At 67.8% G+C, this 16,832-nt stretch carries 5 protein-coding genes and 1 pseudogene; 5 read left to right on the top strand and 1 reads right to left on the bottom strand.

From position 1 onward, the window contains the following. The first annotated feature begins 9 nt into the window (after positions 1-9). A complete protein-coding gene (locus ACFFHU_RS00090) occupies positions 10-1,746 on the top strand; it encodes a DUF8724 domain-containing protein (protein ID WP_377334354.1) in 1,737 nt (578 codons plus the stop codon). Here the strand turns inward: ACFFHU_RS00090 and ACFFHU_RS00085 are convergent. Next, positions 1,682-2,161: a very short patch repair endonuclease gene (locus ACFFHU_RS00085; RefSeq protein WP_377334352.1), complete on the bottom strand. Its 480-nt coding sequence runs from the start codon at positions 2,159-2,161 to the stop codon at positions 1,682-1,684. The genes ACFFHU_RS00090 and ACFFHU_RS00085 overlap by 65 nt on opposite strands. A gap of 163 nt (positions 2,162-2,324) precedes the next feature. Between ACFFHU_RS00085 and ACFFHU_RS00080 the strand changes: the two genes are divergently transcribed. From ACFFHU_RS00080 to ACFFHU_RS00065, 4 genes and pseudogenes are all read left to right on the top strand, one after another. Then, entirely contained in the window at positions 2,325-5,168 is a 2,844-nt protein-coding gene (locus ACFFHU_RS00080; protein ID WP_377334350.1) for an SNF2-related protein, read from the top strand. After that, a pseudogene (locus ACFFHU_RS00075) lies at positions 5,165-9,858 on the top strand (Eco57I restriction-modification methylase domain-containing protein). Before ACFFHU_RS00080 ends, ACFFHU_RS00075 begins: the two are co-directional and overlap by 4 nt. Next, positions 9,855-14,585 (top strand): DEAD/DEAH box helicase, encoded by a 4,731-nt coding sequence (locus ACFFHU_RS00070; RefSeq protein ID WP_377334348.1) that lies wholly within the window; start codon positions 9,855-9,857, stop codon positions 14,583-14,585. Before ACFFHU_RS00075 ends, ACFFHU_RS00070 begins: the two are co-directional and overlap by 4 nt. Then, complete coding sequence (locus tag ACFFHU_RS00065) at positions 14,585-16,726, top strand: UvrD-helicase domain-containing protein (protein WP_377334346.1); 2,142 nt, start codon at positions 14,585-14,587, stop codon at positions 16,724-16,726. The genes ACFFHU_RS00070 and ACFFHU_RS00065 overlap by 1 nt, the downstream gene beginning before the upstream one ends. Positions 16,727-16,832 lie beyond the last annotated feature (106 nt).

Below are 16,832 nucleotides of genomic sequence, written 5' to 3'. Positions count from 1 at the left end.
GCGATCGACATGACGAAGCTTGGTTCCCGTAGCGGCAGTCAGATTCTGCGTACCTTCCTGCCGGCGCAGACGGTCGACCTCCGCGGTGACATCTACCGGGTCGACGAGTGGTCGGCGCCGAGCCCCATCGAGATCGACTCCGACGTGGTGCGGGCAAGTCTGTTGACCGAGATCGGCGCCTGGACCGCCAACGACAAGGATGGCGGCATGGCCGGCGAGCTGCTTCGCAGGGTGCCGGTGGAGGTTGTCGAACTCGACGAGCGCCGAGGTGTGACCGTGGAGCGGTTTCCGCGGGTCTGGCTGTGTCGAGTCTGCAAGCGGATCGGCAAGTCGGAAGAGGCGGGCTGCAGGTGCGGCAAGCGTGCCTGGGGTCAGCTCCACTTCGTCGGCGTGCACGAGTGCGGAGCGATCACCGAGCCCTGGATCCGGCGCTGCCCCCAGCACGACGACGTACGGGTGGTCGTGCCGAAGAGCGCGAAGGCCGCGGACATCCGCTTCGTGTGCCCGGTTTGTGACACGCCGACGATGCAGGGGCTGGGATTCAACAAGAAATGCGTGTGCGGCGACGGTGCCGTCCGGTGGAACGTTCACAAGGCCCGCATGGTGTACGTGCCGCGCGGCATGGTGCTGATCAACCCGCCACGGCCCGAGCACCGGGAAAACCTCAAACTCGCTGGCGGTCCGCGTAAGGCGCTGATCTGGGTGGTCGAAGGGTTGGCGGTGCCCAGACCCGCCGACGTGACGGTGAAGCAGACGCGCCAGGAACTCGTCGAGCAGCTCATCGCCGGGAAGATGCCGCCGGACATCGCGGAGCAGATGGCGACGGTCGCCGAGAACGCCGGCCAGTTGGCCACAGCGGGCGATCATCCGGTCGACCGGATTCCCGCCACCCGACGAGAGGTGGTCGGACGGGAGGCCGTCGACATCGCGATGGCCCTGGCGGAGAGCCGGACCCCGACGACGGCGCTACGCGCCCCGGACCCCGACGACCCACTCGAAGATCGCTATCGGGAGAAGTACCCGCCAGCCCTGCGCCGGGCCGGCATCGCCGGGCTCGATCTCGTCGACAGGTTCCCGATTCTCAATGCCATGTACGGCTACACCCGTGGTGAGGACGACCCGTCCAAGTGCCGGCTGGTGCCATTCCGACGCAAGCGGGGAGGCTACCGGCTCTACGGCAATCTCGCCGAGACCGAGGCGTTCCTGGTCCGGCTCGACCCGATCCGAGTGGCGAAGTGGCTGACCGGTCGCGGGCACCGGCTACCGGGATGGTCGCCGGATTGCTCCGACCCGGTGGTGGCCCGAGTCGCCGTACTGGAGTCCGCCGTGATTCCCGACAAACGGGACGATCCGCGGACCGAATCGGCCGGGTCCGACGTGCTCAAACTGATCCACACGTATGCCCACCGGCTGATCCGGCAGACCGCCGTCTTCTCCGGCATCGAACGCGACGCGCTCAGCGAGTATCTGGTCCCGCATCACCTTGGCTTCTTCCTGTACGCGGCCGCTCGCGGTGATTTCGTGCTCGGTGGCATGCAGGCGGTCTTCGAGTCCAACCTCGACGACCTTTTGACCGCGTTCATGGACGCGGAGCACCGTTGTCCGCTGGATCCTGGATGCGGGATGGGCAGCGGCGCGTGTGCGGCCTGCGTGCATCTGGGCGAGCCCTCGTGCCGCTTCTTCAATCGGTTCCTGGACCGCGGGGTGCTGTTCGAGCGAAGCGGTTACCTGCGGATCTCGTCATGATTCGTTCGCGCCACACCGACTCCACGCGTTCCGCCGCGTCGATCACCGGCTCGTGCTCCCACACGTGGACGGCCAGCCACCCGAGTTCGGCCAGCGCGGCGTCCTTGGCGCGGTCCCGGACGACGTTCCGATCGAGCTTGGCCTGCCACCACTCCCGGTTGTTCCGTGGCATCGTGCCGTGCTCCGGGCAGCGGTGCCAGAAGCATCCGTCGACGAAGACCGCCACCATCGCCCGGGTGAAAGCGATGTCCGGGCGGCCCGGTAGCCCTGGATGGTCGACCCGAAATCGCAGACCGCGGCGATGCAACTCACGTCGCAGCGCGATCTCCGGTTTCGTCGCCGTACGAGGTTGCCGCGCGAGCCGCGCGGACGTGGCGGCGTCGAGCGGTGCGGGCGGGGTGGACTTTCGGCCCATCGCTCCAACCTATACGTGGAGATCCCACCGGCTCCTTCAAAGCTAGGGTGGCTGATATACCGCCTGACTTATCGAACGAATATGGCACTTATCGACATAGCGGAGATGTGTAGTGACGGCACCCGATTCCGAAGTCCGCCGCTGGCTCGTCCCCGGTGCAGTCGTGGAGATCCGCGACGAGGAGTGGCTGGTCCGCGCGACCGAGGAGACCGCCGACGGCCTCGCGGTGCATGTGCAAGGGCTCGGCGAGCTGGTCCGCGACACGACGGCGACGTTCTACCAGAGCCTCGAAGAGACCATGACTCCGCTGGATCCAGCCCAGGCCAGGGTCGTCCCGGACGACAGCCCTCGTTATCGCACCGCCCGGCTCTGGCTGGAGTCCACCCTTCGCAAGACCGCCGTCCCGCTCGCCGAACAGTCGCTGTCGGTAGCCACTCGCGGCCTCGCCGACGCGCTCGGCTACCAGCAGTCGGCGGTCCGCAAGGCCCTCGACCCGGAGAACCTGCGACCGCGCATCCTGCTGGCCGACGCGGTCGGCCTCGGCAAGACCCTGGAAATCGGCATGATTCTGGCCGAACTGATCCGCCGCGGGCGAGGTGAGCGCATCCTCGTGGTCACCCCGCGCCACGTCCTCGAGCAGATGCAGCACGAGCTGTGGACCCGATTCGCCCTGCCCTTCGTGCGCTTGGACACCGCCGGCATCCAGCGGGTCCGGCAGAAGCTGCCGGCCACCCGCAACCCCTTCACCTACTACCGCCGCGCGATCATCTCGATCGACACCCTGAAATCCGACCGCTACGTCGCCAGCCTGCGTAAACAGCGCTGGGACGCGGTGGTCATCGACGAATCGCACAACCTGTCGAACGCCGACACCCTCAACAACCGCCTCGCCCGGCTGCTGGCCCGCACCACGGAAGCGCTCATCCTGGCCTCCGCCACCCCGCACAACGGCAAGGCGGAGTCCTTCGCCGAGTTGATTCGGATGCTCGACCCGGTGGCCGTTCCGCCCAGCGGCGAGCTGGACCGGGACGAGATTCGGCGGCTCGTCGTGCGCCGCCACCGGCACAGCCCCGAGGTAGCAAGCGCGGTCGGCGCCGACTGGGCCGAACGGCGCGAGCCGAACAACATCCTGATACCAGCCAGCCCTGCGGAGAGTGCGGTCGCCAGCGAACTCGAAAACACCTGGCTGTGGCCGGGCAAGGGCGGCAGCCCGTACTCGGGCGTACGTGGGACGTTCTTCCCGTGGACCCTGGCGAAGGCGTTCCTGTCGTCACCTGCGGCGTTGCAGGAGACGATCAACGGACGCATCGACCGGGTCACCGAGGACCCCGCAGTGCCGTCCGACCGGGCCGAGGTCGAGCTACGCGCGCTGCGTCACCTCGGCAGCCTCAACGAGCGCGCGTTGCGTACGCCGTCGGCCAAATATGCCCGGCTGGTGGCGTACCTGAAGGAGATCGGCGTCGGGGCGAGCTCCGCCACCCGCGCGGTGGTCTTCGCCGAACGTCTGGAGACGCTGTACTGGTTGCACCGCAACCTCCCAGGCGACCTCGGGCTGCCTCAAGGGGCAGTCGACCTGATGCACGGCGGCCTCACCGACTCCGACCAGCAGGACATCGTCGAACGCTTCAAGCAAGAACGATCGGCGGTGCGTGTGCTGGTCACCGGCGACGTGGCCTCCGAGGGCGTCAACCTGCACGCCCAGTGCCACGAGCTGATCCACTACGACATTCCGTGGAGCCTGATCCGTATCGAACAACGCAACGGCCGCATCGACCGCTACGGCCAGAAACACCCCCCGCAGATCACCGCCCTGCTGCTCGACCCGGCCAGCGAACGGTTCGCCGGTGACGTCCGGGTGCTGGCCAAGTTGATCGAGAAGGAGGACGAGGCGCACGCCGCCCTCGGTGATGTCGCTTCGCTCATGGGCCGCTACGACGTCAAGGGCGAGGAGGAAGAGATCCGGGCGGTGCTCTCCGGCGCCAAGCAGCTCGACGACGTCGTCCGTCCGGTCGCCGAGGTAGCCGCCGGCACCGATGTCGCCGCGCTGTTCGCCCAGCTCTTCGACACGCCCGAGCAGGGCGACGAGCCAGCCCCGGCCCCGCAGGTCGTACCGGACGCGGACAGCCTGTACGACGACGAAGTCTCGTACCTCGAAGAGGCGCTGCGGGAGGCGTTCATCGATCCGACGGCACCGCCCTCCCGGGGCGGAGTGGGCTGGCGCCGGGACGAGGCGTTCGGCACCGTCGAACTCACCCCACCGCCCGATCTGGTGCAACGTCTCGACGTGCTGCCGCAGAGCTATCTCGCCGACCGCAAGGTGACCGAGCGCCTGGTCCTGGCCACCACGACCGCCCGGGGCAAGGACAGGTTGGCCGCCGCGCTGCGCGACGACAAGGGCACGAGCTGGCCGGATGCCCACTACCTGAGCCCGTTGCATCCGGTGCTCGACTGGGCCGCCGACCGAGCATTGGCGGCGCTCGGCCGCAACGAGGTGTTCGCGGTCCGCGGCGCGGTGGAGGCACCGACGGTGCTGCTGCTCGGCACGCTGACCAACAGGCGCGGGCAGGTGGTCTCCACCGCATGGCTGACCACGCAGTTCCCCATCTCCGACGATTCGTCGTTCGCGCTGGTCACCCCGCACGACTCCAGCATCGATGCGCTCCGGACGATCGGTTGGACCGTGCCCCGAGCCAACCCGGGCGCCGTCGCCGCCACCGAGCGCCTCCAGCCCTTGATCGGGCCCGCGGTTCACCAGGCGGCGGCCTACCTGGAGAAGACCGTCTTCGAGGCAGCCAGCCGAGACGCACAGCAACGCGTCGAGAGGTGGCGCCGCAAGCTCGACGCCTGGGACGGACAGACGGCGGTCCTGATCCGACGAAGCGAGGCGGCGGCAAGCCGGGAGCGCCTCGACGAGGAACGGCAGCTGACCGAGGCGATGGCGCCGGCCCGGCAACTCGTACGCCCGCTGTTGGTGGTCGTGCCCGACACCGAGGGAGAACACCGGTGAGCAGAACGGACGCGATCCTCGTCGGCGAGGGCTGGATCTCCGAGCACTACTTCACCACCGACGGAATCAAGGAATCGTTCCGGGCAAAGGTCCTGGAACGCCGCGCCGGCTGGGACACGGAGGAGGCCGCCGGCCGGTCGACGCCGCGGTCCCGGTTCCTGGCGGTCCGCCGGGAGCTGGAAACCAACCTGGCCGCATTGTCCGGGCAGTTCGACCCGGCCGCCGCCAGCGAGCAGGCCGGCAGCCGGACCGCGTACGAGGTGCCGGCGCGGGTGTCTCGCACCATGCGCCACGTCCTCGGTCTCGACGCGCCAGGCCTGGTCGTCTCCGGCTCCGGGCCGGTCAGCCGGGTCTCCTCGGCTGGCGCCTCGGGCCCGGCACCGCTGGTCGTGCTCGACGCCGTTCCGGTCGCCGCCATCGAGGAACTGCTCGCCCGGGATGCGGTCACCCTCGCCGAGCCGGTTCAGCTCACGGACGACGGTGAAGAGTTCAAGAGCGCTGCCCGGCTGCTTTCCACGCTCTTCGTGGCCGACGAGGCGCCGGAGCTGGCGCTGGTGCTGGCCGGCCGGTGGGCGCTGCTCGCCGAGCGCGAGCGATGGGCCGAGGGCCGTTACCTGGCCGTCGACCTGCAGTCGGTCTGCGAACGCAACGACACCAAGAAGGGTGGCGAGATCGACCGGGCGATGGCCTGCCTATGCGCCGAATCGATCGCCCCGGACGCGGACGGCAAGCTGTGGTGGCAGGGCGTGCTGGAGGCGTCGGTCAAACACACCGTCGGCGTCTCCCAGGACCTGCGCGACGGCGTACGCCTCTCCATCGAGATCGTCGCCAACGAGGTCGTCGTCCGCCGTCGCGCCCAAGGCCTTGCGCCGCTGCCGAAATCCGAGGCGCAACCGCTGGCTCGGCAGTCGCTGCGCTTCCTCTACCGGATCCTGTTCCTGCTCTATGCCGAGGCCTCGCCGGAGCTGGGTGTCCTCCCGGTTGGCGCCCCCGAATACGACCAGGGATACAGCCTCGACCGGCTACGTGAGCTGGTCCAGGTCGAACTGGCCACCCCTCGATCCCGTACCGGCACCCACCTCTACGAGTCACTCGGCGTCCTGTTCCGGCTGGTCGACCGGGGCCACCCCCCGGCCGCCGGCGAGGACAATGCCACGCTCGCCCCCGGGCTGACCTTCAACCCGCTTCGCGCCGATCTGTTCCGACCCGAGGCCACCGCCCACATCGACGAGGTGAGCCTGGGCAACGCCGCCGTCCAGCAGGTGCTCGCGCACCTGCTGCTCAGCAAGGAGCAACGCGGCAGGGACCGTGGCTTCATCTCATACGCGGAACTGGGCATCAACCAGCTCGGCGCGGTCTACGAGGGCCTGATGTCCTACACCGGCTTCTTCGCCGACACCGACCTCTACGAGGTGGCGAAGAACGGCGACGGGTCGAAGGGCTCCTGGGTGGTCCCGGTCGACCGGGCCGACGGCATCGCCGCCACCGACTTCGTCAAGGCCATCGACCCGGTGACCCAGGAACCTCGGCCCGTCGTGCACAGGCAGGGTTCGTTCGTGTTCCGCCTCGCCGGCCGGGAACGCCAGCAGTCCGCCTCCTACTACACCCCTGAGGTGCTGACCCGCTTCACCGTCGGCCAAGCCCTGGAAGAGCTGCTCACCGACGACACACCCGCCGAGCAGATCCTCACCATGACGATCTGCGAGCCGGCGCTCGGCTCGGGAGCATTCGCCATCGAAGCGGTCCGACAGCTCGCCGACGAATACCTCAAGCGCCGCCAGAAAGAGCTCGGTCAGCGCATCGACCCAGACGAGTACCCGAAGCGGTTGCAGGAGGTCAAGGCCTACCTGGCCCTGCACAACGTCTATGGCGTCGACCTCAAACCGCGGTCGAGCTGGCCGAGATCTCGCTCTGGCTGGACACCATGGTCGAGGGCCTGTCCGCACCGTGGTTCGGCCTGCACCTGCGCCGCGGCAACTCGCTGATCGGTGCCCGCCGCGCCATATACCGACGTAGCCAGATCACCGACAAATCCTGGCTGGGGGCCGCGCCGCAGGGGGCGCCGGTCACCTCCCTGGTCGAGGATATCGAGGCGGGCCGCGTCGCCGCCGACGGCATCCACCACTTCCTGCTTCCCGCAGAGGGCTGGTGCTCGGCCGCCGACGCCAAGGAGGCCGCCGCCCTGGCCCCGGGCGCCGCGACCCGCCTCAAGAAATGGCGCGGCAGCACCAAGACCAAACCGACCAAGGCCCAGATCGACGCGTACGTGGAGTTGGCCCACCGGGTCGAGACGCTGTGGCAGATCGCTTACCGTCGGCTGACCATCGCCGAGCAGGAAATCCGCCGGTCGATTCCGGTCTGGGGCGTCAACGAGCTACCGACCGGCGGGAACGTTCAGCGAGAACGGATCGAACGAGCCCTCGCCGACGAAGAGGGCGCCTACCGGCGGCTACGCCGAGCGATGGATGCCTGGACCGCACTCTGGTTCTGGCCCCTCACCGACACGATCGCCACGGTGAACGGCGAGGTGATCGAACCACCAACGGTCACCGAGTGGATCGCCTGTCTACGGGCGTTACTGGGACGCAACCCGGACGTGCACAAGCGCAAGCCGGTCGAGCTGCGCTTCGGCGCCGGCATGAGCTGGGAAGAGCTGAACGAGGCCGAACGTCTGGACCTGGGCTTCGCCAGCGCGGAATCCATCGACGAGGTCCTGCAGAAGCATCCCTGGCTGGTGGTCTGCGAACGGATCGCCCGACGACAGGGCTTCTTCCACTGGGATCTCGACTTCGTCACCGTCTTCGCCCGCGGCGGCTTCGACCTCCAAGTCGGTAACCCACCGTGGGTTCGCCCTGTTGTCGACATGAACTCGCTCCTAGCCGAAGGAGACCCTTGGTGGCGGCTGGAGATTAAGCCCAGCCAGCGGAGCGTCGAGGAGAAGCGAACTGCAACGCTGGCTCTGCCCGGTATGCTGGATTTTGCTGCGGACGGCGTCGTCGTGGCTAGCTCCACAAACGAGTTCTTGGGGTCCGCAGCGCAGTTCCCGCACCTAGCCGGTCTGCAGCCAGACCTGTACCGCTGCTTTATGGAGATCATCTGGCGCAACGCAGGGAATTCCGGGATTTCTAGCCTTATCCATCTAGATACGCACTTCGCCGAGGAGCGTGCCGGCTTGTTGCGCGAGGCGTCATACTTGCGCCTCCGGCGGCATTGGGAATTCATCAACGAGCTGCACCTTTTCGAGATTCAGCATCAACGACATTTCGGAGTCAACGTTTACGGGGTTGCATCCGATCGGCCCAACTTCCTCCACGCAACGTCGCTCTATCATCCAGACACTGTAATTCGGTCGATAGAACATGACGGATCCGGGCCGGAACCCGGACTAAAGGACCCACTTGGTCGCTGGGATGTTCGGCCGCATCGCTCGCGCATTAGGCGGATCAACCATGCCCAAATAGGCTCATGGCATGCGATTATGGAATCGTCGGGCATCCCTATTATCCGAACCCGGATGGTGTATGCGGTAAACGCCGCATCCGAGGCTGTTCTCGACAGCATTGCGCACTCGCCCAGACTTCGCGATCTGAGTCCATCATACTCGCCTGGATGGCACGAAAAGAACGACAGGGTCAAGGGACTATTTCGCTCAGAGTGGGGGACTACGGAGTCCTGGAAATCGGTCATCCTCCAGGGCTCGCACATCTTTGTTTCCACGCCATTCTACAAAGAGCCGAATCCGACCATGCTACACAACACCGACTCGCGCCCAGTCGACATCGAAGCTCTCGCCGCTGATGCGACGCCGGTAAGTGGCTACAAGCCAGCAGGTAGCGACGCAGTCTTCGATCGAGCATACGGAAGGTGGGAACACGGCCCGGATAGGGTATCGCCGCGAAAGTTTTACCGCTTGGCTTGGCGAAAGATGGCCGCAAATACCGGCGAGCGAACGTTAATCTCCGCGATAATTCCACCTGCCGCCACGCACATCCAAGGAATCTACTCACTCGGGTTCGCCGACGGCGATAATTCGAAACTTGTTGCGGTTGCGGCGTTGACGTCCTCGCTGATTCTTGACTTTTCCGTTCGAGCCGCCGCACTCGCGAACATCGGCTTTGGAACAATGGATCGCCTTCCGGCGGTGAGAGGCCGTGAGCTGGAGAACGAGGTAGCCCTACGTGCACTTCGACTGAACTGCCTCACCGACGCATATTCCAGTCTTTGGCGCGACCAATATCGTGACGCTTTCCTGGACGACGGATGGACTGGCGGCCATCCGGTTCTTCGGGAGCAAGGATTCGGTAATTTGGCGCACGAGTGGAGTGCAGCCGTGCCGCTACTTCTAGCTGTTGAGCGGCGGCAGGCGCAGCTCGAAATCGACGCGTTGGCAGCTTTGATGCTGGGCGTCGAGATCGATGTCCTTTGCACGCTTTATCGTACACAATTCGCCGTTCTGCATGGGTATGATCAAAGGGCCAACTACTACGACGCCAACGGCCGGCTGGTGCCGAACTCCGTGCTCACGGTGTGGCGGAAGAAGGGTGATCGGATCACCGTGGAGGAGCGGACCGCGACCAACCAGGCCGGCTACACCTACACCTACGAGTTGCCGTTCGTCACGCTGGACCGGGAGGCGGACATGCGGCAGGCGTACGCGGTATTCGAGCAGCGGCTGCGGGAGCGACAGTGACCGAATTGCTGCCCACCTTCCAGGCGGCCCGGATCCAGCAGGCGCTGGTCGACTACCTGACGACGACGTTCGGGCTGACCGACGGCGATGCGCGGGACGGCCTCGACCGGTTCCTCTCCGACCCGGACACCGGCATGTTCAAGGGCCCGTACGTGCGCCTGCGGCTGCCGTTCCGCCCGGCCGACGAGGGGTGGCGGTCGAGCCTGGAGTGGTACGAGGGGTTTCCGCCGTACGGCCATCAGGCGGCGGCGTTCGCCCGGTTGGCCTCGGCGGTGGACGGCCAGCCGCGCCGGCCACTGCCGACCCTGGTCACCACCGGTACCGGCTCCGGTAAGACCGAGGCGTTCCTGCATCCGATCCTGGATCACGTGCTTTGGGCACGGCGCACCGGCGTGACCGGCACCAAGGCGCTGATCCTGTATCCGATGAATGCGCTCGCCAACGACCAGGCTGCGCGGCTGACCAAATTGCTCACCACCCAGCCGGAACTGGCCGGGGTGACAGCGGCGCTCTACACCGGTCAGGCGACCACGACCCGAATGACGGTCACCTCCGACGGGCTCATCAACGACCGTGCGGTCATCCGGGACACCGCGCCGGACCTGCTGCTCACCAACTACAAGATGCTCGATCAGTTGTTGCTGCGGGCCGAGGACCAGGAGTTGTGGCGGCAGTCCGCCATCAGCCTGCGCTATCTGGTGTTGGACGAGTTCCATACCTACGACGGCGCACAGGGCACCGACGTGGCGATGTTGCTGCGCCGTCTCGGCCTGGCCCTGAAGAGCCACTGGCCCGTCGACGATCCGTCGATCGATGAGACTGCCCGGGCCCGGCCGCTGGGTCTGATGACGCCGGTCGCCACCTCCGCGACGCTCGGCGACCGGGGTGACCTGTCGGTGATGCGGGAGTTCGCGGGCACCGTCTTCGGGGAACGGTTCGATTCGACGTCGGTGGTCACCGAGACCCGGATCAGCTTGCCGGAATGGACCGAAGGCGCGGCCGAGACGGTGGCGGCGTCCGGGTTCGCGCCGGTCGCCGTGGGAGAGCTGCGCGCCGCTGGGCTCCGGCGGCTGCCACAGGTCGGCCTGGACGCCTCCGGCGCGGAGGCCGCGTACGCCGTACTCGGATTGCTCTATGGGGTGACCGCCGACAAGCTGGCCGATGCGACACCGGAGCTGCTGTCGGCGTTGTGTCGCGCGCATCCGCTCCTGGTCGATCTGGCCCGTACGGCCGGTCAGGCCGTTGCGCTCAGCGACCTCGCGTTGCGGGTCTTCGGCCCACAGGACGAGCCGGAGCCTGCTGAGGCGTTGCTGTCGCAGGTGCTGGCGATGCTGGGGCACGTACGCAAGGTTGTCGGCCGGGACGCCCTGTCGGTCGAGGCGCACCTGTGGGTTCGGGAGCTGACCCGGATCGACCGAGCTGCGGCAGCGTCGGCCCGGTTCCGCTGGAGCGACGACGGCCCGTCGGTCTCCGCGGACGAGGCTGAGGAGGCGCGGCCGTCGTTTCCCGCGATCTTCTGCCGGCATTGCGGCCGGTCCGGCTGGGGCATCGGTCTCGCCCCGGTCGGCGACAGCCTAACCGCGGACGACGAGGGCATCCGCCGGCAACACGCGGCCCGGGAGGGACGATTCCGGCCCCTGCTCTACGCGCCGGCGGAGGCGGTCGCTGGGTCCGACGGCGAGTCGGCGCCCGACGGGCTGGTGTGGTTCGCGATCCGCAACCGGGAGCTGCTGCGCCAGGTCGCCGACGACGACCCGGATCTGCGCGACGGATGGGTCCTGCCGGTGCTGACCAACGTGGGCGCCACCGCCGACGATCTCAGCCGCAAGGACACCTGTCCGTCGTGCGGGCAAGAAGACGGCATCCGCTTCCTCGGCAGCGCTATCGCCACGCTGCTGTCGGTGTCGCTGTCGACCCTGTTCGGGGCGCCGAAGCTGGCACCGGAGGAGAAGAAGGCCCTGGTCTTCACCGACTCGGTGCAGGACGCGGCGCACCGGGCCGGGTTCGTGCAGGCCCGGTCGCACACCTTGACGCTGCGTTCGGTGCTGCACGAAGCGGTCGTCGAGGGAGACCTGACTCTCGACCGGCTGGTGGAGGAGGTGCTGGCGCAGGCTGGTGACGATCCGGTCCGGCGTTACCGACTGCTGGCCCCAGACTGTGCCGATCGGGAATCCTTCATCCCGTTCTGGCAGGAACGGCGGCAGCGGGGCGTGAAGCCGTCGGTGCAGTCACGGGTGCGTACGCGGCTGGCCCTCGACGCCGCCCTCGAGTTCGGTGTCCTGGAGGAGTACGGGCTGCTGCCCAACTACACCCTGCTCGACGACAGCGTCACCCTGGATGTCGGCCTGTCCTGGATCGACCCCGACGACCGGAAGTACCGCTACGACAGCGCGCAATTCCAGCGGGGCTCTGCCCAGGCTCTGCGCGAGTTCGCGCCGGGAGCCACCTTCTACGCCCGTGGGTGGGAGATCGAGATCGACGCGGTGGATCTCGGCCTGGACGGAACGTCGATCCGAACCTGGGCGTTCTGCCCTGCCTGCGGCCACTCCTGCGACATCGCTGCAACCGGCCGTGACGCCGTTCCCACCACCTGTCCACGCTGCGGCAGCCGAGGTATCCACGACACCGGACAGCGCCTCGACGTCGTCGAACTCACCCGGGTTTCGGCCGAGGTACGCCGTGACGAGGTGGCCATCTCCGACCGGTACGACGAACGCGGCCGGGTCGGCTTCCAGATCGTGACCGCCGCAGACGTCTCGCCCGAAGACATGGACGTCCGCCGGTTCGCCGAAGGCACCGGGCTGGGGTGGGTCCATCTGCGCTCGGTCGACATCCGTTGGCTCAACCTCGGGCCGGCCGGTCACGGTACGACCCGCACCATCGCCGGTGCCGAACGGCAGGGCACCCTGTTCCGGGTGTGCTCCGGCTGCGGGAAGCGCGACACCGAGACCGGCCGCAATCGCCCTCACGAACACCGTCCGTGGTGCCCGCATCGCACCGCCCCCCACGAGATGACCAGCACCGTCGCGCTGTCGCGGACGCTACGTACCCAAGGGCTGTTGATCCGGTTGCCCCGAACGGTCAGTCTCGGCGACGACTTCGCCGTGCCGAGTCTGTCCGCGGCGTTGCTGCTCGGGCTCCGGGAACAGCTGGGCGGCCATCCCGACCACATCCGCGTGGAGCAGGTCGTCGACCCGACTCTGTCCGACGGCAGCGACAACCACGACGCGATCCTGCTACACGACACCGTGCCCGGCGGCACCGGCTACCTGGCCGGCATCGCCAAGCCCGACCAGCTCCGCGAGTTGCTGGTCCTGGCCTGGGACCGGCTCCGGGACTGCGCATGCCGCCTCGAGGAGAGGCTGGCCTGCCATCGCTGCCTGCTACCGTTCACCGCACCGGGAGTGACGCGGCGCATTTCGCGGGCGTCGGCCGAACGACACCTACGCAACCTGCTCGGATTGCCGGCCGACGCCCAGACAGCAGAAGACACGACCTGGACGGTGACCGAAGTGGCTCCGCACGAGGAACCCGAGTCTCATCTGGAACGGTCCTTCTACCGGGTCTTCCTGGGCCGGCTACGACGCAGCGGCGCAGCCGTCACCGAGACTCCGTCACCGGTGGGCAACATAGCCCGGTTCACCCTGCCCGGCACGCACCGCCAATGGACCCTCAGTCCTCAGGTCAACGTCGCCGACTCCCGGCCCGATTACCTGCTGAAGACCGGCGACATGAACGTACCGGACATCGCGATCTTCACGGACGGACGCGCCTATCACGCGACCTCGGCGGTCAACCGCCTCGCCGACGACGCGGCCAAGCGCGCCAACCTGCGCGAACTCGGCATCCTGGTCCTCGCGCTCACCAGCGCCGACGTGGCCGCCGCCGAAACCGCCACCAACGTCGCACCCCCCTGGTGGAACGCGGCCCTGGCCGGCGGACTGATGAACGTTCCTGGCTTCCAGGCCCCACCGGAAACCTACAAGGCCCTGGGGCAGGGGATGGTGGACTGGCTCGTTGGTTGGGTCCAGGGTCCGAACCCACCGGCGGTTCGGGCCGCCGCCCGAGCCGTGCCCATGTTCCTGTCGGCGGGAGCGCAGCCGATCCAGACGTCTACCGCGGTGACCCTGCCCCAGGTGGGCCGGGCAGTGCTGCTCGGTGAGGACGTGCCCGCCGGCGAACGTCGGGTACATCTGCGCCGGTTCGGGTCCCTGGCGGCGGTCGTCGAGATGACGGCGGCCGGCGTCGTCGAGGTCGCCGTCGTTCTGGACGACCGCAGCGACATGCTCGGCGACAAACACGCCGAATCGTGGCGGGCGTGGCTCCGGCTCGCCAACGCGCTCGGCCCGCGCGACTGGCCGACCACCGCCACGACGACCAGCCTCGTCGAGCCGCTCGTCGCCGAGCCGGACGCGGCAGATCCCCGTCGTCCGATCGGTGCCTGGGCAGACCTGTACGAGGCCGCGTTCTCCGAGGCCGAGAAAAAACTGATCGCCGCCCTGGCCGACTACGACATCACGCCACCGACCGTGGGGGCGGAAGGCCCGGACGGTATCCCGCTCGACATCTGCTGGCCCACTATGCGCATCGCCGTGGCCTTCCCCGACATGGCGCCAGAGGACCGCACCGACCTGGGCCGCCACGGCTGGCACCTTGTGGAGCCCGAACCGGCCGAGATCGTCTCCGCCCTGACCCGCGCCGCCGCCGACACGGACGAAGGACACTGATGCCGACCATCATCATGGGAAAACTCGCCAGCAAGATCGACGGTTCGGTTCGCGGCAAGGCGATGACCTTCCTGCAAAAACTCGGCGTCGACGACGCCACCCCCGGGCTGCACATCGAACCCATCCAGCACAGCGCCGACCCACGGGTCCGGACCGGTCGGGTCGACGAATTCTGGCGGGCCGTCATGTTCCGCCTCGACGGCGACGGCGAAACCCATTACGTCATCCACGGCATCTGGCCACACGACGACGCCATCGCCATCGCGCAACGGGTATGCCTCAAGGTCAACCCGATCAACGGCCTGCCGCAGATCGAAGAGATCGAGCTGCCAGCGGCCGCGGTTCCGACACCGCCTGCCGGCAAGGTGTCGCTGAGGCAGGCGAAGCCGCTGTTCGCTCGCCTCGGCCACGAACGCGTCGACCTTGTCGAACGACTCGGGTTGCCCCAGGCCATCGTCGATGAAGCGTTCGTGGCCCCGGACGAGGACGCCATGCTCGACCTCGCGCAGCAGCACGAGGGCTGGATCGGCACGATACTCGTCGACTTGGCAGCAGGGGACGACATCGATGCGATCGTCCAGCGCATGGAGCTGGAGAAGGTGTCCTCGTCGGGGAACGACGACGCCGACATGCTGCAGTCCCTCAAACGGCCGGCCGCCGCGTTGCAGTACGCGTTCATCGGCGACCAAGAGGAACTGCGTCGCGTGATCGAGGGCGGTGACTTCGGTGCCTGGCGCGTCTTCCTGCACCCAGAGCAGCGCCGGTACGTCGGCCGCTCGTACAGCGGCCCGTTCCGGCTCTCCGGCGGGGCGGGCACCGGCAAGACTGTCGTGCTCGTTCATCGGGCTCGCGCGCTTGCCCGGCGTGACCCTCAAGCGCGGATCGTGCTCACGACCTTCACCACCAACCTCGCAGAAGCCCTCGGGGACAGCCTGACGCAACTCGACCCGCGGGTACCTCAGGCCAAGGCCCTCGGCGAGACCGGCGTGTACGTGACCGGCGTGGACGCGCTTGCCGCCGCCGTGCTGCGGACCGCTGGTCGCGGCCTTTCGCCGGCCATGCGCGAGGTCCTCGGGGAGGAGCGGTCCACGCCGCTCGCACGAACCGCGCCGACTCGTTGGCGGGAAGTCGTCGAATCGACAGGGACCGCCCTACCGCCCGAACTCGCCAACGAAACGTTCCTAGCCGCCGAGTACGCGCACGTCGTCCTCCCGAACAAGCTGCATGACGAAACCGGCTATCTGCGGGTACGGCGACCCGGCCGGGGCGTCGCCCTGGACCGGGCCAAGCGCCGAGCCGTCTGGGCGCTCGTCGAGGCGTACCGGGCGCGCTGTCGGGCCGACGGCAGCCTGGACTTCACCGAGGCTGCCGCTGTCGCGGCAGCACACCTGATGGCGAGCGACGCCCGTCCCGCCGATCACGTCCTGGTGGACGAAGGGCAAGACCTCTCACCCACCCATTGGCTCCTGCTCCGAGCCGTCGTCGGCGAACACCCCGACGACCTCTTCATTGCCGACGACTCTCACCAACGCATCTATGGCAGTCAGGTCGTACTCGGGCGATACGGCGTCGCCATCGTCGGCCGTTCCCAGCGACTGACCCTGAACTACCGAACGACGGCGCAGAACCTGCACTACGCCATGACGATCCTCGATGGCGGTCGGTACACCGACCTGCAGGACGAGCCGGACAGCACCGGCTACCGTTCGGCCCGCACCGGGCCGGTGCCCGTCATCGAGACCGTCGATTCACTGGCCGAAGAGGTAGCGGTGATCGTCCGGCACGTACGCGCCTGGCTCGACGCCGGAGACCCGCTGGAGAACGTGGCCGTCCTGGTGCCCGACCGGTACCACCGAGACCGTGTCGTCACCGCCCTCACCGACGCCGGCGTCGACGCCCGCGCTGTGGACCGTGACCGTCCGCCGGCAGATCGGGTACCGGTGTTGACCATGCACCGTGCCAAGGGCACCGAATTCCCGAAGGTCGTCCTCGAAATCGGCAAGCCATCGCCCTCCGAGCTGGAACGTCTCGAGTCCCTGGACCCTTCGGAGCGGGCGGACGCAGAACTACGGGCCCGATCCTTGCGATACGTCGCAGCGACCCGCGCCCGCGATGCCCTGGTGGTCGTGGATCGCCGCTAAGTACCTGAGACGCGATCCATCGAGACATGTGTGGTGATTCAGAAGTGAGCACCATCGGACGCCGAGGAGTCGGCGCACTGGCCCAGTATCGGTGCAGGAGGTAGGG

It is taken from the genome of Plantactinospora siamensis, from assembly GCF_042434095.1.
Lineage (GTDB): Bacteria > Actinomycetota > Actinomycetes > Mycobacteriales > Micromonosporaceae > KBS50.
The sequence above is the reverse complement of the archived record's forward strand: the minus strand, read 5'-3'. Positions and strand labels throughout refer to the sequence as shown.